The 24,333-nt window shown below is 35.8% G+C and carries 24 protein-coding genes, 1 pseudogene and 1 riboswitch; of the genes and pseudogenes, 10 read left to right on the top strand and 15 right to left on the bottom strand.

All coding sequences use genetic code 11. The features are described 5' to 3' along the window. The 6 genes from GXX20_05050 to GXX20_05025 all read right to left on the bottom strand — a co-directional run. A partial coding sequence (locus tag GXX20_05050) for an accessory regulator AgrB (protein ID HHW31031.1) occupies positions 1 to 172 on the bottom strand: 172 nt, incomplete at its 3' end. A gap of 505 nt (positions 173 to 677) precedes the next feature. Next, positions 678 to 917: an AbrB/MazE/SpoVT family DNA-binding domain-containing protein gene (locus GXX20_05045; protein HHW31030.1), complete on the bottom strand. Its 240-nt coding sequence runs from the start codon at positions 915 to 917 to the stop codon at positions 678 to 680. 393 nt (positions 918 to 1,310) lie between these two features. After that, positions 1,311 to 1,712, bottom strand: coding sequence for a hypothetical protein (locus GXX20_05040; GenBank protein HHW31029.1), 402 nt, complete (start codon positions 1,710 to 1,712; stop codon positions 1,311 to 1,313). 268 nt (positions 1,713 to 1,980) lie between these two features. Next, complete coding sequence (locus tag GXX20_05035) at positions 1,981 to 3,573, bottom strand: hypothetical protein (protein ID HHW31028.1); 1,593 nt, start codon at positions 3,571 to 3,573, stop codon at positions 1,981 to 1,983. A gap of 195 nt (positions 3,574 to 3,768) precedes the next feature. Then, complete coding sequence (vsr, locus tag GXX20_05030) at positions 3,769 to 4,191, bottom strand: DNA mismatch endonuclease Vsr (GenBank protein HHW31027.1); 423 nt, start codon at positions 4,189 to 4,191, stop codon at positions 3,769 to 3,771. A 21-nt stretch (positions 4,192 to 4,212) separates the two neighbouring features. Beyond that, positions 4,213 to 5,526 (bottom strand): hypothetical protein, encoded by a 1,314-nt coding sequence (locus GXX20_05025; GenBank protein ID HHW31026.1) that lies wholly within the window; start codon positions 5,524 to 5,526, stop codon positions 4,213 to 4,215. Positions 5,527 to 5,681: 155 nt separating this feature from the next. Here GXX20_05025 and dcm point away from each other — a divergent pair, with 155 nt between their 5' ends. Then, positions 5,682 to 6,893: a DNA (cytosine-5-)-methyltransferase gene (gene dcm, locus GXX20_05020; GenBank protein ID HHW31025.1), complete on the top strand. Its 1,212-nt coding sequence runs from the start codon at positions 5,682 to 5,684 to the stop codon at positions 6,891 to 6,893. A 380-nt stretch (positions 6,894 to 7,273) separates the two neighbouring features. Here dcm and GXX20_05015 read toward each other — a convergent pair whose 3' ends face one another. From GXX20_05015 to GXX20_05000, 4 genes are all read right to left on the bottom strand, one after another. Beyond that, the gene (locus tag GXX20_05015) at positions 7,274 to 8,320 is read right to left on the bottom strand and encodes a hypothetical protein (protein HHW31024.1); all 1,047 of its coding nucleotides are present in this window, start codon (positions 8,318 to 8,320) and stop codon (positions 7,274 to 7,276) included. 30 nt (positions 8,321 to 8,350) lie between these two features. Then, complete coding sequence (locus GXX20_05010) at positions 8,351 to 9,127, bottom strand: DUF3883 domain-containing protein (GenBank protein HHW31023.1); 777 nt, start codon at positions 9,125 to 9,127, stop codon at positions 8,351 to 8,353. Positions 9,128 to 9,422: 295 nt separating this feature from the next. Then, on the bottom strand, positions 9,423 to 10,781 hold the full coding sequence (locus tag GXX20_05005) for a GHKL domain-containing protein (protein HHW31022.1): 1,359 nt from the start codon (positions 10,779 to 10,781) through the stop codon (positions 9,423 to 9,425). Between the two features lie 11 nt (positions 10,782 to 10,792). Then, positions 10,793 to 11,533: a response regulator transcription factor gene (locus GXX20_05000; protein HHW31021.1), complete on the bottom strand. Its 741-nt coding sequence runs from the start codon at positions 11,531 to 11,533 to the stop codon at positions 10,793 to 10,795. Positions 11,534 to 11,692: 159 nt separating this feature from the next. Beyond that, a riboswitch (cyclic di-GMP riboswitch) is annotated at positions 11,693 to 11,779 on the bottom strand. Positions 11,780 to 12,011: 232 nt separating this feature from the next. Between GXX20_05000 and GXX20_04995 the strand changes: the two genes are divergently transcribed. The 9 genes and pseudogenes from GXX20_04995 to GXX20_04955 all read left to right on the top strand — a co-directional run bounded on the left by GXX20_04995 (position 12,012) and on the right by GXX20_04955 (position 20,403). Continuing rightward, positions 12,012 to 12,218, top strand: a complete 207-nt coding sequence (locus tag GXX20_04995) for a helix-turn-helix transcriptional regulator (GenBank protein ID HHW31020.1) — start codon at positions 12,012 to 12,014, stop codon at positions 12,216 to 12,218. Between the two features lie 59 nt (positions 12,219 to 12,277). Next, a pseudogene (locus GXX20_04990) lies at positions 12,278 to 14,716 on the top strand (site-specific DNA-methyltransferase). 2 nt (positions 14,717 to 14,718) lie between these two features. Further along, positions 14,719 to 17,220, top strand: coding sequence for a DEAD/DEAH box helicase family protein (locus GXX20_04985; protein HHW31019.1), 2,502 nt, complete (start codon positions 14,719 to 14,721; stop codon positions 17,218 to 17,220). A gap of 23 nt (positions 17,221 to 17,243) precedes the next feature. Next, positions 17,244 to 17,579, top strand: a complete 336-nt coding sequence (locus tag GXX20_04980) for a hypothetical protein (GenBank protein ID HHW31018.1) — start codon at positions 17,244 to 17,246, stop codon at positions 17,577 to 17,579. An 11-nt stretch (positions 17,580 to 17,590) separates the two neighbouring features. Next, entirely contained in the window at positions 17,591 to 18,070 is a 480-nt protein-coding gene (locus GXX20_04975; protein ID HHW31017.1) for a hypothetical protein, read from the top strand. Positions 18,071 to 18,083: 13 nt separating this feature from the next. Then, complete coding sequence (locus tag GXX20_04970; protein ID HHW31016.1) at positions 18,084 to 18,491, top strand: hypothetical protein; 408 nt, start codon at positions 18,084 to 18,086, stop codon at positions 18,489 to 18,491. Positions 18,492 to 18,540: 49 nt separating this feature from the next. Then, the gene (locus GXX20_04965; protein HHW31015.1) at positions 18,541 to 19,128 is read left to right on the top strand and encodes a hypothetical protein; all 588 of its coding nucleotides are present in this window, start codon (positions 18,541 to 18,543) and stop codon (positions 19,126 to 19,128) included. A gap of 25 nt (positions 19,129 to 19,153) precedes the next feature. Then, positions 19,154 to 19,768, top strand: a complete 615-nt coding sequence (locus tag GXX20_04960) for a hypothetical protein (GenBank protein HHW31014.1) — start codon at positions 19,154 to 19,156, stop codon at positions 19,766 to 19,768. Beyond that, positions 19,768 to 20,403 carry a hypothetical protein gene (locus tag GXX20_04955; GenBank protein ID HHW31013.1) on the top strand — a complete coding sequence of 212 codons (636 nt, stop codon included), beginning with the start codon at positions 19,768 to 19,770 and terminating at the stop codon, positions 20,401 to 20,403. Before GXX20_04960 ends, GXX20_04955 begins: the two co-directional genes overlap by 1 nt. A 17-nt stretch (positions 20,404 to 20,420) precedes the next feature. On the opposite strand, the gene GXX20_04950 is transcribed toward GXX20_04955, so the two are convergent. The 5 genes from GXX20_04950 to GXX20_04930 all read right to left on the bottom strand — a co-directional run. Further along, positions 20,421 to 20,939, bottom strand: a complete 519-nt coding sequence (locus GXX20_04950; protein HHW31012.1) for a hypothetical protein — start codon at positions 20,937 to 20,939, stop codon at positions 20,421 to 20,423. Between the two features lie 7 nt (positions 20,940 to 20,946). Then, on the bottom strand, positions 20,947 to 21,609 hold the full coding sequence (locus tag GXX20_04945) for a DUF2634 domain-containing protein (protein ID HHW31011.1): 663 nt from the start codon (positions 21,607 to 21,609) through the stop codon (positions 20,947 to 20,949). A 106-nt stretch (positions 21,610 to 21,715) separates the two neighbouring features. Next, positions 21,716 to 23,119, bottom strand: a complete 1,404-nt coding sequence (locus tag GXX20_04940; GenBank protein ID HHW31010.1) for a DUF4062 domain-containing protein — start codon at positions 23,117 to 23,119, stop codon at positions 21,716 to 21,718. Positions 23,120 to 23,199: 80 nt separating this feature from the next. Next, positions 23,200 to 23,388, bottom strand: coding sequence for a helix-turn-helix domain-containing protein (locus GXX20_04935; protein ID HHW31009.1), 189 nt, complete (start codon positions 23,386 to 23,388; stop codon positions 23,200 to 23,202). Positions 23,389 to 23,720: 332 nt separating this feature from the next. Beyond that, positions 23,721 to 24,333, bottom strand: a 613-nt coding sequence (locus tag GXX20_04930) for a DNA repair protein (protein HHW31008.1), incomplete at its 5' end; no start/stop codon positions are given.

Genomic DNA, 24,333 nt, shown 5'->3' with positions numbered 1-24,333 from the left:
CAGTAATATCCATGATGAAAGCAAAGGAAAAAAGAATACACAATTTAATAATACTGCCTACCAAAATCTCTGCACCGAAAGACAGAACTTCTGTCTGATCTGCTCTGGAAACTTTTTTTGCCACATATGTTCCTAATGCTTGTCCAATTTTATGAATTGAAATTTCATTCATCTATGTCACCTCTGGCTCCATAGTATCACCTATTCCATATATTTCCTAGGGTAATTGCGCAACCTGTTGAAATAGCGACTTAACACGTATGAATTGTTGTTTGAATCGTTGTATTTCCCAAAAAAATGCTATTGTTTATGGTGATTGACAAGGTTATATATTCTATGATGAAGTTTCTATATTTTATATTTTCAATATGGACAAAATGCAATTTTGCTTAACAGAAGTGTACCAATATTACTTATGCCATATTGTTTCGTGTAAACTATAAAAAATCTGAAAACCATTGTTTTATCAATTCAATATAACTAAACTTTATTATTCTTCATTAGTGTCTCAGTAAAAAAATAAAGAACCTTCCTGTTTTCACAAAGAAGGCATCTTAAGTCTAATTTACCTTTTGAACTGTATGCTGTTTGTCGGAATTAGTGCTTTATTAACCTCAGTAAATTGATACAGTATCATTGGACCGTTCCCCCACATTTTATCTATTGTAAATTAAGTTTTACTTTTTTAGATCTTGCATACAACTTGAACAAATGTTTTTCCCCTTATAATCAGTTATTTTATAAGCTTCGCCACAAAAGATACAAGCAGGTTCATATTTCTTAAGTATTATTGTTGATCCATCAACGAATATCTCAAGTGAGTCCCTTTCATTGATTTCGAGTGTTCGCCGTAATTCAATCGGCAATACTACCCTTCCTAGTTCATCAACTTTTCTTACTATACCTGTGCACTTCATGTAAATTAACCCCCATAACTGTAATAATATATCAATATATTAACATTATTGTTAATATATGTCAATAATTTTCATATCATATTGTCAAATTATATTGATTTATGTCTATTTACTGGTTTTCAATATTTTTGTTATCTTTATTAAGCAATATAAAGAATAATTCTGATTTCATATGATTATCACTTACTGATATGATATTTTTAAAGCATCTTCAGAGGAAGCCATACGACCTTTTTTCTAATCCCACTTTTCTACACTTTCTTTAATTGTCGAAATTGATACTCTTTATGTGTTTTCGTTCAATTTAAGTAACTGGAGTACAAAAAATTTCATCTTAGTGAATGAATTTACCCATAAAAGCGTGATGATACTTAAGGTAAAAGGCCATTGCTACTACTCCTTAGATTTATATATTTTTTCAATTAGTTTAATTGTCTCATCTAAATCTTCTTCACTTTTAACTCCAAATTTCACCCACTCTTTACCTGTAAGATAAGAACACTCACTAATAACATCAAGATTAAGAACTTTACTGGAAACACTCTTTCCATCTGTCCTTAAATGAATTGTAACTCCATTTCGAAAAGGAGTAAGTGTATACACACAAAAGTTCTGAGTTTTCCTTCCTTTAGCATTCGGATACTCTTTTTGAAGACGATAATGGTATTCTTTCATGTTAACTGATGAATGACTACTGCAATATTTTGAGCTTTGTTCAATAAGATTATCAAATAATAACTTGGTTTTTTCCCCACATTTATTATATTTTTTCATTAAAATCGATGAATATACCATTACTGTCCCCCCTAGCTTTATTATGTCATTAAATACTCATCATTAAGTGTACATATTTTTATTACTTATTGCAATAAATGTTGAATATTGAATTGGAAAGATTCTGAGAATAATGAAATACGTAAAAATCAGGCTGAAGAATATATATTTTGTGGACATTCTAACCAAAAATCCGATAAATAATTTAACCACTGATTTTGAATTTATATGTTAAATCTTATAATTGAGAGGAGAAGAAGAAAACCTAACCTTCCTCTCCTTTAATTACCTAGTAAATTTGAACAAATTGTTCAACTGTTATTATACTTCCATTATGACCCGGTGCTGGATATGGTGTAAATCCATTTGGAGAATCAGCAGGTGAAAAGTCATCCATAGTATATTCATAAATGCTATTGCCCTGACAACTTGTAAAGGACTGGTTGGGGGTAGTATTATTGTTGGAGCTTGTTGTTATCAGAAAATCTGTTCCTGTAATTAAACCAGGCGTATTAAAGCAGACCCTTCTGTTCCTTATATTCATATATGCTGGGCAGCTATTCCTAATACTTTCAATACAAATATTACATGCTAATGGATTGGCTCCTCTGGGTTTACCTTCAGACGAATATTTTAAGCACCACAAGGCATCATTACACGCTGAAGAATGAACTTTACGCGCTTGTCCTGCAACCCAGAGTAATCGTTCTACTTTACCCAAGTTTTGAGAATGAGAAAATATTCGACCATACTTATTACCAGATCTCCCCGTTGGATATATGTTTAATGGCCACTTAAAAAATGTGTCAATCCAAGTATCTACAGGCATTGCTGATGCATTGCCAAAACTCTGTTGCGCATAAATTTGTATAACTTTAGGAGATTGATAAGCACTAGCACGTTTTAAGCCGTCATATATTGAGCCACATTGTGATGAATTCAAAACACTTGGGTCATACCGTCTATTCCGTATGTCATCAAGCATCATCAAAAAAATTACCGTCCTCATGGGTCCCTTATCAAAGGTGTTATAACATTCGATCGCTTGCGGCCTATGATCGAAAGGAATATTATTACTTTGCAGTATAGAAAGTATACCTTCCGTGTTAAACTGACGTCCAGTTGGATTATTAAATTTTGATAAATTCATCCCTCCAATATTAATCTGTGTACAATAATTTGATTGAAAGATACGAGCTATATTAACAAGTTTTGCAAACCAGGGAAAGCTTGTTAATGGATTACTGGAATCAGTAAGCTCACCTATTGTAGGTAACAAATAGAAATCTACCTGAGGAATACCTCCAGCGGATTGTATCTTGACACCAAATTTAGATACAAAATAATGAGTTTGAATTAATTCACCCTTTCTGCCTCCTGATGAATACCAACTTGAAACAAATCTAACTAATCCAAGTACCTCATCCCATAGTCGTCCAAATGGAAGGATATCACCATATGCATTTGATACAACCCGCTGCCAAATCTCAAACAATACATTATTTGCATTTGTAAAAGGCGCAGTAAAAGCATTCTGTATATCTACCGGTAAAACCGGGTTTTGTATACCAAATCTTTCTTTAATTACCCGTTGTACAGGATTAATAAAATTTCTATTTATTGGATTTGTTAAATCCTTGTTTGTAACAATAGTCGCATCAATACTTCCATCATCATTTAAATTTACTTTCTCCACATAGCCAAATGCTCTTTGAGTATCAGTTGGACGTACCCCTTGTGTCAAACCTTCTGGAAGTACATGGAAGTAGTATATTGGAAACAATGGAAGATCGGGATCATACAAATGTATTAACGGCAGCCACCTTTGTGGAAAATTAGAAATATTATACGTGTACCTATATGATAAGCTTTCAAACGCCATTAACATAACCTCCTTACAGCAAATTTTATAGCTACATTTTGCATCTATTATTTCATATAGAGTCACTACTTGTAAATACTTACAACTTTAAAAATATATCCCGCCATAAATATGTTCCCGGATTACTCTTTTGTTTGTGGTATTATTGAGAATGGCAAAAGCCCCATTATTATAAAGCAAGATTCAATGAAAATTCTAGATGTAGTCAGGATTGATTTCATTCAACAATTTTTCCAGACGCTCATTCCTAACAGGCTTTTTAAGTTCACATTCCCAGACAATTATTACTTTCCAGCCCATATTTGCCAACTTCTTAACATTTTCTTCGTCACGCTGCTTATTCTTTCTTAATTTCTCCTTCCAGAATTCGGCATTAGAGGATGGCCAAGCAAAATACTTACAGTTTTCATGAACATGCCAGAAGCAGCCATTGATGAAAACCACCGTTTTATACTTAGGTAATACAATATCAGGACAACCTGGGAGTTTTTTATCATTCTTTCTGTACCGAAAACCATTGGAAAACAAAAAAGTCCTGACTATACCTTCTGGTTTTGTATTCCTGCTTTTAATCATCGACATATTATAGCTGCGAATATCTTTTGAATGAATGTCCATGGTTTCCTACCTCGGTATTGTCTATAGTATTAAAGTCAAGGTTTCATTTGAAAAATTATCATATAGCACATTTAAATCATTAGCCATCATCCTGAATTGGTTACGAGCCTTGATTTGAAAATTACCCTTGTTGTTTATAAAGAGCTTGTTTGCAGGATCATAAAAAACGACTCCATTATTAAATGCATTCAGGAATTTGTTGAAATCAGTTCCTTCTCCTACCTTAACAGGGTTTACATATCTGTATTGGTATTCTCCGTTCATAATACGTTTTTGATATGGAATATATACCGCATGAGCATGTTTTTTACCCCAATGCTCAATAAGTTTAGCAAACGTCCAAACTGCTGCAGGTTCTCCATACGAGTCCAATAATACCAAACCTCCGGCAACATTTATAATGCGCTTCGTTTCTTCATTATAACCGTAAAGGATCATGCTCATCCCTGTTCTGGCATTTGTGCTCCCACATTTATGGATACCAGTAAAATATAAATCTCCTTGTTCTCTGGCGTGTCCAAATCTCTGCACAAAACTTCCAACTCCGTGCACACCATAGTATCCTGCATCTGGTTCGGGCGTCATTAGTGTAATTCTGTTACTGGTAAATGCTTTTAATTCCCATCCCATCCAGTCCGGCTCTGCTCTCCCATTTGGAATAATCCCCATACATGCTTCAAATGTATAACCCCCTGCATTAGGTGCGTTATAAGGAACAATTTTCCCTTGAGAATTCATTCTTTTGCCTGATATCCAGCCTTTGTTCTGAATTTCCTGTATTTTGGTCAATATAGATACCTTTTTAGCGAACCTCGATCCGATTTCAATGCATGTAAATATACTTGAATTATCAGCAATTGAAGTTAGTTCATCAGATAAAGATGATCCAGCCGGAACAAGATAAGCAAGAATTTTGCCATCTCTACAAATCCCCATAACAAGAACTCTTCCATCTTTCCCATTGTTATACCGACGTTCTCCGGGTGGAACAGGCTGAAGATGTTCTCTTGGCGCAATACTGCAATATTGTAAGAAACCTGAAAGCCGTACTTCCGGATACTTGGGGTATAGAATCAGCTGTGCCTTGGGAGCACATTCTATTTGTCCTTCATAACTTATCCAGTAGAATTGTACCGCTGCTTTATAGTTCGGTACTTTTCCATTAATGTTATCAGGATAAACCTCTCCGAAAGGTATCTGATTCAGTGCTTCAAAGCTGCCTCCAAAGTAGATCTGTTGTTTACTGTTATCATTTTCAGCAAGACATTTGAATAGAATCCTGTCAGCACCATGTTCTGTCATAAAACGTACTAATGTATCTTTTCCATCGAACAAATCTTAGCCTCCTTTTCTGTAATTAAAAATAATTGGTGTTAAGCTAAAACTATCATCAGCTAAATGTTTTGTCAAGAAAGTATTACCATTTGGTATTGACAAAAAGGAATTTTTCGTGCATAATGCATATATAATTCCCAGTGGAGGTAATAATAATGGATGCACTTAATCTAATTGAAACTCTTAGCCAGTATAAATCAAAAGCTCAGATTGCCAAGGAAGTTGGGGTTAATGAATCTACAGTCAGACGTTGGTTAAAAGGCGAATGCAAACCAAAGCAATATATAGTCCCTCAACTTACGAAAATGCTTGATGATATTATTCCACATTCAGACACTCCCCAGTCATTTACATTTATCGACTTATTTGCAGGGATTGGCGGGATTCGGAGGCCGTTCGAAGCGAAAGGCGGTAAGTGTGTTTTTACAAGTGAATGGGATACATATGCTCAAAGGACTTATGCAGTTAATTATCCATCCGATGAACCTATTGCAGGAGATATTACTAAAATAAAAGAACACGATATACCGAATCATGATGTCCTACTTGCTGGTTTTCCTTGTCAGCCATTTTCTATCGCAGGAGTTTCCAAGAAGAATTCCCTTGGGAGGTCACATGGCTTTAAGGATAAAGCACAAGGAACCTTATTTTTTGATGTCGCACGTATTATTAATGCAAAAAGGCCAAAGGTATTTGTGCTTGAAAACGTAAAGAATCTGTATTCACATGATAAAGGAAGAACTTTCAGGGTAATTATGGATGTTCTTCAAAATGATCTAAAGTACAATGTGTATTCAAAGGTTATAGATGGCCAGCATTTCGTTCCCCAACACCGTGAGCGTATTGTAATTATTGGCTTTTTAGAAAATGTCAACTTCTCATGGGATAATTTAAAACTTCCTGAAAAAGGTATTATCAAAATGAATAGCATTTTGCACAAAACTGATGGTACCGAACCATTTCTCCCCCATGACGGTGATAAATATTTTGATTATGCTAATAATTGTGTTCATGAAAAATATACCCTCTCTGACAGTCTCTGGGATTATCTCCAGCGGTATGCAGAAAAGCACCAAGCAAAAGGAAACGGTTTTGGATTTGGTCTTGTAGATGAAGACTCTATTGCAAGAACATTATCAGCCCGATATTACAAAGATGGTTCGGAGATACTTGTTTACCAAGGGCCAGATAAAAATCCCAGAAGACTTACTCCGCGAGAATGTGCACGCCTCATGGGTTTTGATGATTCTTTCAAAATTCCGGTTTCAGATACACGGGCATACAAACAATTTGGAAATTCGGTTGTCGTTCCGGTTTTTGAAAGAATTGCAGATATGATAATTCCCTTACTAAAGGATCATCATTAAAGCGAAGTTGTATTATAAATACATGAAAGAAAGAGAAAATTCGTGGAAATAAAATTTTAGACTTGTAAAAATTAGAAAACTGACGTCTCTAAGCATTCATGCATAAAGTAAACTGTAAATGCCGTCTGATTGAAGATAATATCCCGAAGGAGTCTATGAAGGGAAACACTTGGAAAGCCCTCTTTAATACCTTCGCTGAGATAAATAATTATGCTATCTTTGAATAAAATTTTCTCCGTATACAGACATGATATTAAAGAATACCAATTGCCTTGATTTTTTGTCAACTATTCCAGAACCTTTCCCAAAAACCATGCTAATGTGTTAAACACATTAGCATGGTTTTTGGCATTACTGACCACATAAGTAAAGCAGTTATTTTATTTAGAGATTCTATTATCCAGCAAGCATTGCTTTGTAACCTTCTGATATTTCCCAGCAGGATTACAGATAATATTATAGAAGTTCTCTGATAATTCTTCCGAGGTAAGACTATTTTTTCCTACTACATAAAAACTTGATGAATTAAGTTCAAAATATTTCAGACTTGAACTATTATTTATTGAGGTTTCTTTACTGGCAATAAAAGGTTTCTTTTGGGAATTCACAATAAAATCATCAGACTTCATATCAGCTGCCAGCCAGAGTGTCTTCTCGCGAGCCTCTCTATTATAAAACAGATATGTAGATGAAATATCTTTCTCCCACTGTGGTTTAAGTAAAATAGTATGCCAACAGCTAATATCCGTTTTCTTAAGTAAATTAAGAGTTTCAACTTCTCCTTTATTCATACCGAAGTTTAAATCACCATTTTTCCTCTTAAAAGGATACTTGTGCTTCGTCTCGATGTAGATTATTCTACTCCTGCCTGGTGAAATCAGGAATTTATCAAGATCCCATAAACCCGCATTAAAATAAGGTTGAATAAAGCAGTCTTTAAGTAATATATCTCTGGCAAACTCGCAAAACTTTTTTGGAGTATGGATAGCGAACCCCCAGAACATAGCTAAAACCCTGTTATCCTCAGTCATGCTTTTATTATTTTGTGGGTCTGGAATAAGTTCGATGTCCTCTTCTCCTTCAATATTTCGTAAGTATACACCCTTCTCAGTTACTTTTAACGACCTGACTTGTTGTTTTGTTTTTTTTAACTCCGATCCAAGTGCAATTATATCGTCCAGTGTTTCCCTTGATTTGTTTCTTGGTAAAATAATGAAATGTGAATTTCTTTCTCCTTTCACAATTCCTCTCAGTACAAGAGCATCTATAATTCGCCACTTATTTTTTATAAAACCTTTCATTAACGTCTGTTCTGTTTCGAATTCTACAATAAGACCTTCCAGCCGAGTATGTTTCCTACACAAAAAAAAGTTTTTAAAGTCTAAAGGGTTTTGAGAAGTCAGAAGCTGCCCCAGAGAAATAGACAATTACAACACCCCATTCCTTGATGCTTTAAATTATTCATCATCTACTAATTGATTACTATTAACATGCCATTCAACTGCTATAGTTGTATATGTTTGTTTGTTCGCACTTAATCTTGAATAAGGGTCAATGATCATCTTAATAGTTGGTTTGTCTTGAATATTGGAAACCAGTACCAAAATGTAATTACCTTTCAATTTTTTTGCAGTAGCCCATTCTTTATCAGTAAATCTAATCCCACCATTACATCCTGCTAAACCTTTAACTTCAAACACATAAGAAGAGGAATCGAGTTTAAAGTCATAACCACATCCATCGTTACGCGTATCAATCAAATTACCAGAAAAACCATTGATTTCACCACGAGAAAATTTATCTAAGAATATTTCTTCTGCTCTTTTTCCAGTTAGCCCTGAACTAGTATATTCCTTAGTTGACGCCTGCTTTTTGTCGCCAATAGTGCCTGATATGATCTCTACAAATTTGAATTTCTCTGTAATGTGCTGGGTACTTAGAATCTCTCTTACTATTTGTGTAAATGCGTCTTCACTTATATATTTATATTTTTCAACAACCTCTAATCTACTTGGTCTGAGTTCTCTTTGGTACCAGCCGTGACGGTCATTCCCATGTAGAGGGTCGAATTCATCCCGCCAGTTCTTTACAGTATTTGGCTTAACATTTAATTTGTTACCAATGTCATCATAGGCTTGTGTAAAATTATTATACCCCAGCCGCTTTAAGCCCTCTCTGTCATACTTAGAGAGATAATATGCAATCAGCAGACCCAGCTTCCGGTATTCTTCCAATCAAAGTCCTCCTTATATCAATGTAGTGTAACTTCAAGAATCATAATAATGTTTATTATAACACAATACTTGCCAACTACGTAAAGATTTATCCCCCTAGACACAGCAATAACTCGAAGGAACATAAAACGCACTTTAATTCTAACCTGAAATTCTTTGTACTTTTATTCGACCATTCTATTATGCCTACATACTCCATGTCCGTGATACACGAAGACATGCTATAATAAGTATTTGATGCTTCCCAAACGTAATAAATATAAATTGTATGTTTTTACCAGAACTGTTATAACAATTACTTATTCCAAGGAATATAAATCACAAATTCCACACCGGAATAGTTTTCAGGCTCTTTCAACTCTAATTGTCCGTCATAGCGATCTATAATCTGTTTAATTATATATAGGCCAAGACCGCTATGCTGTTTAGTGCTTTTAGTCGTATATCCTGCAGTAAAAATATTCTGCCTGACATTTTGAGGGATGGGACTGCCGTTATTGGATACCTTTAATTCCAGACCTAGCTTATTGCATACTAGAACTAAGTCTACTCGAGGGGAATCATTCGTTTTTACTGCATCTAAAGCATTATCCAGAAGGTTACCGGTTAATTGAGTAAGATCCTCCGGTGAAAGTGGAATAGAACTGTCTTGTATTTTTACATGCCAGTAAAATTTGGTTCCATTGATTTTTGCTTTCTCATGTTTTGTACTTATAATAGCCGCTAATTCCGGAGGTTCAATTTTCAGGAGGCTTCCTATACTGCAGATAGTATGATACAGATTTGCGATATAGGTTTCTGCCTGGTCGAAATGACAAGCCTTTATATATCCATAAATAGCAGTAAGATGGTTGTAAAAATCATGACGCTCAACCTGCAATCGTAAATGTAAATTGTGTCTCTCTCTGGCATAATGAATTTCTGTTTCCAATTTTGCATCGCGTTCTATGACTTTTAGCAGATATCCGGATACAAATATCGTAGCTAGAACAGAAATCAATAAAACAATGCTACCAACTTCTACTAGGGTTTTCAGTGTAAAACTGGGATAAACACCTGAATTGTAAGCATGAAAACTAAGATTTAATAGAACAAGCATTAAAGCTTGTACCAGGCATAATGCCAAAAGACAATTTTGCCTAATGAATTGCTTTGTTGTTCTTTTGTCAGACTCATTTTTTATTCCCAATTTTTCCGACATTAACGGTAACCGCCATCCTCGTTTTCTGATGATATACGCTAATACTGCAAGTAAAATCAAATGTGGCAAAGTAAAAAGTATTCTTAGCAAAGGATCAGAGATGATTTGTTCAAGATTAAAATTAAAAATCCAAGCCAGAAGAGGAACGGAGATTCCCTCCGCCAATCCCAAAAGCACACTTGAAAGTACCATTACAACTGCTGAAATATGCCAGCGCAATCCGAAAAAGAGGTTCAAAAATATAGTCATAAGTACTACTTGTGATATGGTATGGATACCAAAACGCACTGGCATTGTCCGGATACTGAATGAGAATAACGAAGTCAGTACTGAAAGAATTATTACTACAAGCGGCGACTCCTTTTTCTTCGTTAATGCCAGTACTATATAATACAAAACCAGACTTTCAGGAACAGACACACCTAAGAAGGGGATTAACGGTATAAAATCCATTTCAGCACCCCCTATACATTATAGTCTGAATACTTCATAAGCTCAGACATGTGATCACGGCTAAGTAAAGCCTTGTCATTACAATTATTAAATTTTACCTCATAATACGATAAATTGGGAAAAGAGACTATCTTTTCAATCCGATCAGTGTTTATAATGAAAGATTTATGGGAGCGGAAAAACATCTTCCCTAAGTGCTTCTCCAGTTCCTGCAGGGTTTGCCGGGTTTTATATTTCCCATTGGTACAGGAAATAAGGGTGTGACGTCCAGACCTTTCTATATAAAAAATTTCATTCGGTTTTATAAAGACTCGTTCATCGCCTAGGTTAATTGAAATTCTGCTTGTCTCCGTATATGAAGAAGCATTACTCTTTTTTGATATCTCTAGCATCTTATAGATACGCCGGAAAGTAGATTTTACTCTTTCTTCATCAATCGACTTTAATATGTAATCAGAAGCATACAGTTTGAATGCATCAAGAGAGTATTTCTGATGTGCGGTTATAAATACTATTGCTAAATCCGGCTTTATTTCTCTCAGCCTCTCAGCTAACTCTATTCCTTTCATATCAGGAATCTCAATATCCAGAAAAACTAAATCCGGGTTATGCTCTCTTACAAGTGTTATTGCATCTTTAGCATTATCTGCTGTTCCTATAACCAGAGCCCCTTCAAGTTTACTAAGAATCGAGCAGAGTAACAGCATTACTCCATGTTCATCATCAGCCATTACAACTTTAACCGGTAACAAACTCACCACTTCCTTTCAGGATTCCTTGGCAAACTTGCAAACACCTTTCCGGCAAATCATAGTCATAATGGCTCGAAGTCCTCACTATTAGTAATTCAGGTTGTATACATAAAGGCTCACTGATGTTAAAAAACACCAATGAGCCTAAAGCAGCTTAGTTCCGGCAACCCGGCCATCATAGCGGTAAACCGCTTTAGACCCGAGGCTTTGCGTCCTTGTCTTTCAACAAGTTTGCCTTTATCGATTTTTTTCGAACTATGTAATTATTATACATCATTAGCCATGTTGAAATTTGTCAAAGCTTGCTATATAGCTTACTTTTATCAGTTCAAGATAATCAATATAATCAATATATGAGCATATATCGATTATCTACTTTAGCAACAAATAATATTTGCGATTGCAAATTTTTTTTGTACAAAATCTAATTTTATGCTATATTTTATACATGGACTATAAACCTATACGGGGTGATATCATGGCCGTTAGTTATAAAAAACTCTGGAAATTGTTAATTGATAAAGATATGAAAAAGAAAGATCTGCGTGAAGCTGCTGGTATTAGTACGGCCTCTATGGCTAAGCTTGGTAAAAACGAAAATGTCAATACCGATATTCTTGTTAAAATATGTAAAGCCCTTAATTGTGATATCTCGGATATTATGGAGATTGTAAATGACCAATAAAGCTGAATCGCGGAGTATAATAGTGTTTTATTCATAATGAAGGCAATGGGGGATGAAAGATGGCTGCAATTAATGATTTAATAAAGCAAATTGAAGATAAGGCTCTTAGGGACAGATTAGCTCAGGAAGTGGAGCGAATTAGCAGCAACAAGAAATTCGGTCTTGTATTTGAAGAACATATACCCGAATGCACACCTTTATACAATGTAAGCATAAAAAAAGGACATTTTGTTTCCCGGAAAGGTAAAAAAATAGAGGATATATATTTTGTTGCAGACATAAAAGATGGCATTGCTACTTGCATCAATAAAGCAAATGGGGAAAAGTCAGATATTTCCGTTGAAGATTTGGTTGTAATAGCCCAATTTGGTGAACCAATTTTTCCAACATTAATCCCGATGGACAGAGTAAAAAATGCAGATGACGATTCACTTTGGCACACATTAATTGAAGCGGATAATTACCATGCGCTCCAGTTGCTGGAATACCTCTATCCCAAGCAGGTGGACTGCATTTATATAGATCCGCCATATAATACAGGAGCCCGTGACTGGAAGTATAATAACGATTATGTAGATAGTAGCGACAATTGGCGGCACAGCAAATGGCTTTCAATGATGCAGCGGCGTTTAAAAATTGCACGTCGTATCCTTAATCCTAATACCGGGGTATTAATTGTAACTATTGATGAACATGAGTTACATCATTTAAGAATACTGTTACAGCAGGTTTTCCCCGAAGCATTTATACAAATCGTTACAATTGTAATAAACCCGAAAGGTGTTACACAAGGCAGATTCTCACGCGTAGAGGAATATGCTATTTATTGTTTTATGCCCAATGCTTATGTACATGGGGGAGATGATCCATTATTAGGACCTAAAACTACTTCAAACAAGCCGCGTTGGAAAGGCCTCTTACGGTCGGGAACAAATGCTCGTAGAGAGGATAGTAAAAATCAGTTTTATCCTGTATTAGTCGATCCGGTTAACAAACGCGTTATTAGAGCTGGAGAAACATTACCATATGGTGAAACGCCAGACTTAGATATGAAAATTGATGGTTATAATGTTGCTTGGCCTATTAGAAGTGATCTTTCTGAAGGTAACTGGGGAGTTAGTAACACTACACTTAACGCATTAATTTCAAAAGGTTACGTTGCTTTAGGAAAATATGATGAAAAAAGAAAAACCTGGGGAATTTCGTACTTAAGTCAGAAACCTCAACGTCAAATTGAGACGGGTGAGTTAAAAATAATAGGTTACGATAGGCAGAGAAATGTGGTAGATGTAGAATACGCAAGTACACAAGAAAGACAAATAAAAACCGTATGGCATAGGAGCACTCACGATGCAGGGGCATATGGTTCAGACTTGGTTTCAAATATTATTGGACAGTCAAGGGCGTTCACTTTCCCAAAGTCTTTATATGCTGTGCGGGATTCAATTGCAGCAGTAGTTAGAAACAACCCAAATGCCTTAATTGTTGACTTTTTTGCTGGTAGTGGGACAACCTTGCATGCCGTGAATTTGCTGAACGAAGAAGACAACGGTAAGCGCAGGTGTATTCTTGTTACCAACAATGAAGTTTCAGAAGATGAAGCAAAAGAACTCAGCAGACAGGGACTATATCCAGGAGATATGCTTTGGGAACAAAAAGGTATTTGTCAGTCCGTGACTTGGCCGAGAATCAAATTCTCAATTTTGGGAAAACGTGATGATGGTTCAGTTATTGAAGGCGAATATTTAACTAATAAAAAGTCTAAAAAAGAAATTGCACGTTCTTTTTTTCAGATTGGTTTTACTTCAATTGATGAATTAAGTTCAGTTAAGAACAAGAAACAACTGGTTTCACTGCTTGGAAAGGATAAATTGCCGCAATCATTAGTCTAAGCTGATTCTAAATACATAGTTTCAGACAAACACCCTGCTTCAATCCTTTTCGACGATTTGGCTTACGAAGAATGGCTTTCCGCATTGGAGGAGCAGGATCACATTTCGGAGTTTTATATTGTGACACGGAATAATGCGCTGTTCAATGAGATAAAAGAAAGAATCGAACAATTGCTTGGAAACATCACCGTGCTTGAAGATGTTAAAAAGCCGATGAGCGAGGGTTTTAAAGCAAACGTTGAGTACTTTAAGCTTGGTTTTCTGGATAAAAACAGCGTGGCGCTCGGTCAGCAATTTCGTGAGATTTTGCCAATGCTTTGGCTGAAAGCTGGAGCCGTGGGGGAACGGCCGGAGCTGAAGGAAGATGTAGAGTTACCGGCAATATTAATCCCTAACTCAAGCAACTTTGCTGTCCTTATAGATGAAACGCATTTTGCGGAATTTGTTAAGCAGGTTTCTGTAAGGAAAAATATTTCTCATGTTTTCATCGTCACAAATTCAGAAGAAGCATTCAGGGAGATGGCCTCCCACTTTGACGTGAAGAATATTACCCAGCTTTACAGGGATTATATCGATAATTTCGTTATTAACGGCAGGAGGATTTAAATATGCGTGACACACTTTTTCCTTTCCAGGAGGACGCTCTTGAAGAATTAAAGTCAAAAATAGCTAAAGCACACTTATTGATGGATGATGGCGATCCTCAAGTGATTTCTTTTTCTGCACCGACCGGTTCAGGTAAGACAATCGTCATGACTTCCCTATTTGAAGATATTTTCTTTGGTTCTGCAAACTTTGAAAGTCAGCCTGACGCTGTAATCATATGGCTGTCAGATATGCCTGAATTGAATGAACAGACACGACTTAAAATAGAGAGCAAATCGGATAAAATCAGAGTGAGGCAGCTTATCACAATTGATTCAAATTACGATGCGAAATATTTTGAAGGTGGAAATATCTATTTCCTGAATACGCAAAAGCTCGGCGCCGATAAATTGCTGACACAGAAGTCCGATGCCCGCCAATATACCATTTGGGAGACACTGACCAATACGGCTAAGGCCATTCCCAAAAGCTTTTATGTTGTTATTGATGAAGCCCATAGGGGAATGTACTCAAGTCCTCGGGCTGAAAGCACAGCACAATCCATCATGCAGAAATTTTTATTAGGCAGTGCGGAAGACGGGCTTTGCCAAATGCCGCTGGTTATTGGCATCACTGCTACGCCACAGCGTTTCCAAAAGCTTTTAGCGGACACATCCTCCACAGTTCATAAAGTTATTGTCAGACCCGAAGATGTCCGCGAATCCGGTCTGCTTAAAGACAGGGTCATCATCCATTATCCAGATATTGCGATAAATGCGGATATGACTATGTTTAAAAGCGCAGTAGAAAATTGGATGCAAAAGAAAGAACATTGGAAAAATTACTGCGAGCAGGAAAATGAAAAGCTTGTTAAACCCATTTTAGTAGTTCAAGTTGAGGACGGGAATGACAGTACATATACCAGAACTGATATGCAAGCCTGCTTAGAAATGCTTGAAGAAACACTGGGAAGAAAACTGATTGATGGTGAAGTCGTTCATACCTTCAACGATCAAAACACCATAAATCTTTGCGGGATCAACATTCCACGTGTAGAGGCCTCCCGGATAGAGGAAAATGAAGAAATCAATATTGTTTTCTTCAAGATGAACCTGTCAACAGGATGGGACTGCCCTCGCGCCGAAGTGATGATGTCCTTCCGGAGCGCTCAGGATTACACATATATTGCTCAGCTTTTGGGTAGAATGGTGAGGACGCCGCTGGCAAGAAGGATACAATCTAATGCGGAGCTCAACAATGTTAGCCTGTTTCTGCCCTATTACGATGAGGAAACGGTTTCATCTGTCATCGAAGCCCTAAACAAAAGCGAAGATATTGTACCAGCCGAAACGGGTACTTCAAAAGAGCTTGTTTCCTTAAAGCGAAATCCTGATTTTGCAGATGTTTTTTCTTCGATGAATAATCTGATTACATATAAGATAGATGCCGCAAGGAAGCAGCAACCATTAAAGCGCCTGTCTGCATTGTCTCGTGCTCTTACACAGGATGCAATTGATATTGACACCCAGCGCAATGTTCAAAATGCTATTGTTGAAAAAATGGATGAGGAAATAGCTCGACTCAAATCTGATGGAGCCTATGACAAAAAGGCAAAATCAATAACCGGATTTGACATGAAAGCTTTGACATTTGATTTTGGTGAAAACGCCTATGTTATGGAATCAGCAAACAAGTATATTGTTACAGAATTCGACATTAACAATTTGTTTAACCGCGCCGGGAAAATCCTTGGCGATGGGCTTCATATGGCATATTGGATAAAGCATAGAACAAGAGACCATGTTGAGGTTAAAGTAGAAGTAATAGTCATGGTGAATGATGTTGAAGCAATGAAAAGGCTCAATGAATTTGCTGAAAATGAATTTGACAAATTATACGAAGCAAATAAGAGAGCTATTTCCCAGCTTAAGGAAGCCCGCAGAAGTGTATATGACAAGCTCCTTTTCTCGTCTGAAAAACCTGTTGCTGTTCCTTGGCAGCTCCCTAATGTTATAGATTTTTCATTGTCGGCAGATGCAGCTACTTACGAAAAGCACCTATTTGTTGATGACAACGGCCAATTTAAAATAAACTTAAACACTTGGGAAAGCGAAGTATTATCTGAAGAATTGGCCCGGGGGGCTGTTGCCTGGTTAAGAAATCTTGACCGGAAATCATGGTCCCTTGAAGTTCCTTACGAAAAGGCCGGTGTAGTTGCGCCTATGTACCCTGATCTAATTGTGGTTAGAAAAGACGAACATGGATATGTTTTTGATATTCTTGAGCCGCATGACCCAAGCCGAAGTGATAATTGTGAAAAAGCAAAAGGACTTGCAAAATTCGCAGAAAATCACTGGGCATCATTCGGAAGGATACAGCTTATAAGAAAAATTAAGGGGCCTGATGGAGTATATCATTATTATAGGCTTGATATGTCTAAAGCTTCTACAAGAAATAAGGTACGTGCCATAACCGACAACCATGCTTTAGATGAATTGTTCAAGACCGATGCTGTTTTACAATAATTTATCGAATGGGAGATGATAGCTTGATTGATCAACGAGCTGTTTATGCTGTGAAGTTTCCACATAATGAGGATTTTCAGAATTTAGTTATGGATGTACATATTCACAAAGGCAATCTGCGCTTCTTATCGCCTCCAGACAGGGGCCATGAAATTACAGGCAAACTTGGTGTGGAGACGAAAGACAGTTTTACTTGGATTTCTGACCATACCTTTGCTGGAGAGTGGCAGTTCAAAATATGTACCATTGAAGACTTCAGAGATAGTTATTATAGATTCGTTTGTAATGGTGCAGAAATAGCAAAAGTTATACAAACAACTACCGATCTACATGAGTGGTATCGAAAGAACTTTCTGTAAAGGAGGTTGACATGGGACAAGTTATTAATTTGCATTGCACCAAATGTGAGTATAGTAAATCTTTTCATCTGGGTATCGGCATGATGTACAGTCCATCTACAGTATTTGATGGTTCCTATATTGATGACGAAAAACCGCTCCTTGATTCGCTTGTAAAAAGCAAGAAGATTAAGGAACAGGCTTTTTCGTTACTAAACGAGCAATTTGCAACTCCTACTGATGATTATGGACATGAAATATATTATTGCCCTCACTGTAATGAGCTTTATGAGCGTTTCTATTTTTGCATTCTTTACGATGGTGGCTCCTATGAACCAGAGTATAAATGTACCAAATGCAAACATTTATTACATAGGGCTAAAGTAACTATGGAAGATGGAGAGATTCAGTTATTTTACACAAACAACAAAATCATTGATTGGCAGTGCCCTCAATGCGGTAATAGCAAGCTTAATCAAGGTAGGACGATTGGAGTTTTGATGTGGGATTAAAGGAGGCAAAATTATGAGCCATATAACATCAATTACAATAAAAAACTACTCCTGCGGGATGCATACCGCTGAGGAAATTACCTGTCATGTAACTACTGTTTATAGGACAGGAAAGATTAAGCATTGTTTATTTAATGGATTATCTGTGGCTGCAGTTAAGGAGTACGAGTACATTATAGATAAACAACAATGTGAAGCATTCTTTGAATTTTTGTCTGATGAAGTAAAGATCAATGAATGGTTGAATGATTACAGCGTTCCTGTCTGTGACGGTTGGTCTTGGGATGTTCAAATTCGTCATTCTGACCATTCAATAAAAAGAGTTAGTGGAACTGTTGAGCCACCACCGCATGGTGTTGAAATAGAAAATTCAATTCGAAGGCTGGTACGTTTTAAGAAGAGGCCTTGGTTGTTTAGCTAATAAATACATTGTCGTCAAAGTAGTATGGATGTGAGGAGGATTTTTACTTATGAGCAATATATTAGGCAGCTTTCCTACCGAAAAAGTTAAGCTTCTAAAAAAGAACGGTGAAGTTTACGAAAATATTGAGGCCCTTGTCGAAAGCAAAAAGATATTTATTGACGATGCAACAGTACCTGTTGAAGAAGAGGATATTATTGAAAGAACTCTACCCACTGGCAGTAAGGAACAATTTATAGTAATTGATAGGGGATTTCACAAAGGAATGTTTGATATTCCTGATCATTACCAGATTAAAGTGGAAAAAGTGTCTGCATATCGTAAACCTGTGCCGAGAAATATCACACAGACTTATAACATTCATAATGAAAGCGGGAAGATTAACATACATTCAATTGACAACTCAGTCAACTATACTCTGTCAGAAAACGATGAGCAACTTTTTGAGACGCTGAAACAGCTGGCAGCTTCGCTAAAAAATAGAGATGAGATAATATCTTCAATTGAAGAGATGCGTACAGCAGTAGGTAAGCCAACATTCAGTCAGAAATATAACGCCTTTATACAATCTGTCGCCAACCATATGACAATTTTTTCTCCGTTTATTCCGGCGTTAACTTCATTCTTAGTAAAATAGAGAGATATAGCGAAGGAAGAAAAGTATGGAAAATAAAACAGTGAAGAACGAATGTAAATATCCTGCAATTGAAACAAGGAAAAAGTCTGGCAATGAACAATTCTTGAACGCGGGCGATAATACCTATACACTCAGGGATTTTTGGTCTTGGGCATACTCTGATCTTGTTGGAAATACCGAAAGAGGTAAATTGGCGGAATACATAGTCGCCATGGCTCTTAACATTACCCAGGATGTTAGTATTTCGTGGAACAAGTATGATTTGCTTTCCAAGGAAGGTATTCGCATAGAAGTTAAAACTTCCGCCTATCTACAATCTTGGAATCAACAAAGTTTATCAAAAATCAGTTTTGGCATTCAACCAACCTACGGATGGAACAGTATCACAAATAAATATGATACAGTAAAAAAGCGGCAATCCGACGTATATGTGTTTTGTGTATTATGTCACAAAGATCAAGAAACCCTTAATCCGCTTGACATATCTCAATGGGAATTCTATGTTTTGTCAACAACTGCATTGAATAATGCAGCTCCAACGAAAAAAACAATATCTCTTAAAAGCCTTATGGATATGGGAGCCAAGAAATGTGAATATGCTATGCTATATAAAACTGTTAAGGATGTAGGGGGTCATTGATGGATATTAATTTTGTGCTGGAGCAGCTTTTAAGTGAGAAAAGAATATATGTATCCGAGGCAGATTTTCAATTTGCTTTTGCTTGGAAAATCAAAGAATTATATCCGGATGCTACAGTTCGGTTAGAATACATCCCTTGGCTATTTGATGTAAATATGCATATCGATATTGTAGTTTTCGACCAAGGAAGAATGATACCGATCGAACTAAAGTACAAAACGAAGCTCATTAATATTACAATCAACGGAGATCATCTATATTTAAAAAACCACTCTGCACAAGATGTTGGACGCTATGATTTTTTAAGTGATATACAGCGCCTGGAAAGATTGATTGAAAGCAATCTATATCCCGTAGATGATGCATATGCAATTATGATGACTAATGATGCCGGTTATTGGAATAAATCAATAAGATCCGGAACCGTTAACCCTCCTGTAGATGATGAGTTTCGTATCCATGAGGGCGCAGTTCTTGCAGGAAACCGATGTTGGAAAGAAAATGCAGGTGCCGGAACAAAGAAAAATCGTGAAAATCCAATTTCTTTAAAAGGGGCCTATAAAGTAAGTTGGATGCCTTATGAACCAGAAGATAAGTGCCTTTTCAAGTATACAGTTATTAAAATCGGAATTTAAGCCCCTGAAATGCTTAATTATTGAGATTTTTTAAGCTTTTTGTGTGCACCATAAATTTCATAATTTTTTATGTTGTCATATTTTGATGTATACCTGGCTCCGGACACTTCCGGCAACAAATTTCGATAATTACCCCAATTTAAAATGTGAACGTCACGGGCAGCCGTGTCAGGTATTGAATTTAAATTTTGTGTATTTCTTGCTGGTGAATGAGCATAAATAAGTAATTTTTCTGCTAACTCGATTTCTAAAGACCATCTATTGGCTCCTGGTGTCTTGCTGCCAGCAAGTCTACCTATATATATTTTTACACTTTTTGAATCACAATTATATATCCATTCTTCTTGAGAAATCCTTTGGGAAAATGTTTGTCTGTCAGCTTTGCCGATATATAAAAGTACATCAGCGCCATAAATGGGATGTGATCCATATATTTGATATATTCCAAAGACAATATCTGTATTATTAAGTTCTGATAATTGGTCCAATTTAAAAGGTCCATCCCATTCAATATGTATAATTAACTCAGTATTCAAAAACCTATCACTCCTTACTTTTACCTAAGTTCGGTATATCAATACATAATGATTCAGCCATTCCGTAAACTTTCATTTCAATAATTAGGCAGTTCCCATTCTTTTTAATGCAATATATTTTATCAATCCATTCACCGTAATAATTAACAATCTGTTCAGCTAAACTATTTGCTTGGCGGGTGAACTCTTCACTACTATTAACTGTAAACAAAGAATGTTCAGTACCATAATTTGTACCTTCGTATATTTTATATTTGTTTTTTGGAGTATTAACAAATTTAATAACAGCTTGCTTAAAGGCCTCTACACCTTCAACTGTTCCATTTATATTAAAATTATGAAAGTCCATTTTATAATCCCTGGGATAATTTTTTATTAGTTGAATTGTTGTTTTATTATTTTTTATTGGAACTGATGGCCTCCAGATAAAATTTCCCTTCACCTTTCTCATTTGTTCTTTTATATATTCTGTTATGGCCTTTCTATCAAAAAATAGCGTAATAGAGGATGTTGTGAAAATCACTAAAATTACCCCTATTATTATGGCTTTATTATCTGATTTATTTGACAAATAAAACGATACCGCTGGCTGTAATGATAACAGAATCACAACCAAGGTAATAACAAATAAACATATTAGTATTTTTAATATTTGCTTTATTTTTTTCATTAATATTAATCACCTCAAAACTAAACAACCCCTGTTAAATAAGTCTTGATTAGTATTTATTATGCCGATACCATTTCTCCTAACCTTTATCTAACAGTTATAGCATTTATAAATAATTCTCTACATCGAAATATTTTACAGTTTCTTCAATGATAACAGGTATAAAAAACTCATCTCTTGTTTCATATTCTTCACATATAACTGATACCTTAATTTCATAGCTCCCTGATTTTTTGGGAACGATTACAAAATCTTCATCATCAAATACTACTTCGTTTGTATGAAGCAAATCGTTAATGCGTATCTCAATTATGTTTTCTTTATCCAATACTGATAACGACTGATGAATACTAAGGTTACCCATACTGCTTGCTATAGCACTTAAATCAAATGCACTTCCAAATGGTTCATTTATAAGAAATGCATTCGCTATTTTACTAAGATTCGTTACAGCTTTTAACTCAGGATGTAGTTTTAGCATTTCTTTCTGTCGTCTCTCTTTAGCCAAATCATAAGGATGTTTAGGTAATCCTTCCGGCTTTGCAATTTCATCCAAGTTAAAATTTAAATTTTTTTCTTCCATAATTACAAGACTATCAGGAAGCTCAATGACTATATCAATATCGTTGGCTTTTCCAGTTCCGTTATTAATAATAGTGATGGTAGGTTTTCTCTGGTTATCCTTTATATACTTAATTGAACTAATCGCATCATTATACTTATTCAATTCATGAATCCTGCTTAATTGAGCATTATATTCATCTATTTCATCAGCTTGTATATATTTAGATATTTCTTCAGGTAATTCTTCATATTTAAGCGGCTCATATAGTTTGTAATCATTTCTTCTTATTAACTCAAAATTCAGCACCTTATCATCATTTATTCTAACATCTATTTTGGGACTTCGTGACTTAATCATGCTTTCAAGACGTTTTACTTCATTCCTAAGATCATGATTCTCTTTACTAAGTTTTAGAATTTCATCTGACATTGCAGCAATATTAACCTTGTCTGCTCTTATCCAGCCTATTCCTTTCTTTGTATTGATGGCTTTAAATAAAGATAAAAGTACTTTACTTTCTAATTCTGAAATATCCTCCCAGAAATCAACTATTCTCCCGGTGCTGGCTTCCTCTCTGAAGGCTTTAAGTTTTGGGATTGAGTCAGGGTTTTCTTCCCTTTCTTCAGGTTTTGTTGCTACATTATCTTTTCTGATAAAGACATGTATTGGGATTCCTTTTTCTTTAGCATACCTGTATTCTTTTTCAGTATAACTGATACCTTCGTCAGTTAAGCTACCATATCGATGCCCAATTATGAGTACGTAATAATCCGATACATCAATGGTTTTCTTTATAACTTCCCATTGTTCGTCATCCCCTGCGTTAAACATTTCCATACCTATAGGAATATGATACGAACTTAGGATTGCCTTTGTAATTCTTTCACGTGCCTCTTTCAAGTCAGTATAAGTTGAGCTAATGAATATTTGATATTTTATATCCATATGATCCCCCAGTAAATCACATCTTCAAGAAACAAGAGAGCGATACTTATTATGAAACTAAATGCTATATACATAGATTCTTACTCTGGTCTTCTTCCTTTAAAACCGGTTTTTAATTTTATAGGTTTTTCTGCCTTCTCGGGTATAGCCCATGAATTACCGAACTTAACCACTCCATCTATACGTCCTTGCTTGCAAAGAATTTGAACATATCTTTCGGTAACTCCCCATTTCTCAGCAATATGCGATACTGTAACAAATTTGCTCATGCTAACCCTCCAGGAAGAATTATACAAAAAAATTGTATTCGTTTAAACGAAATCTGTCAATATATAAGTTATAACGCAACATTACCTCATATCTGTAGTATGAAAAATGTAGGGAAACATTAAAAAAAGCCGAAACATTTTATAAAGGGGGGGAGGAGAAATTATTGCGTTGTTGCCTTAATCATGCTTACAGTCGCAATAATTTCTGGAAAATCCGTTCCTCCATCAAAGTATGGACAAATAGTGAATATCTCTCCACCTTTAATCCTATCGGATACAAGAAAGAGCCTGATATTCATAATCGCTTAATTTCTGACGAAGTAGCGCTTTTTTTACCGTGAGTGTATATTCAGAAATTTATTACGCTTTTCTTTCGCAGTTATTGGATCTAATAAGATTTCTTCATAATTAGCTGCACCTTTACTCTGATAGGGAAGAATTCCTTTCTCTGCCATAGAAGTATAACTTGTATCGGCAACAATAATATGATCCAAAACCTTAATCCCAAGCGGATGAAAAATATCAACTATTCTCTGTGTCAATGTTTTATCTTCCATAGAGAAATTTTGTGAGCCTCCGGGATGGTTATGGGCTAAAATTATAGCGTTACAATCGCAGGCAAGAGCATATTTTAATATTTCTCGCGGATAAACTGGTGCCTGTCCGATACTTCCTTCAGACATGATTTTGGTTTCGATTATGTTATTGCCACTGTCCAAAAAAGAAACCATAAACCTTTCTTTATCCTTCATCCCTCCTAAAAGGGCTAAAAAGTACTGACCTGATGCGGTTGATGAATTGAGTATAATCTTATCATCCTTCTCATAGACTTTCAAAATATTATAAGATGCAATAAATTCATTGAGAAGTCCGATTTTTTCCAGCTGTTTTTCATTCGGCTCCATGATGTGAGGATGTTCCAGGATATTGAAAGGGTTGTTTGTT

Source organism: Clostridiaceae bacterium, assembly GCA_012840395.1.
Classification (GTDB): domain Bacteria; phylum Bacillota; class Clostridia; order Acetivibrionales; family DULL01; genus DULL01.
This window is presented reverse-complemented; position numbering and strand designations above follow the sequence as displayed.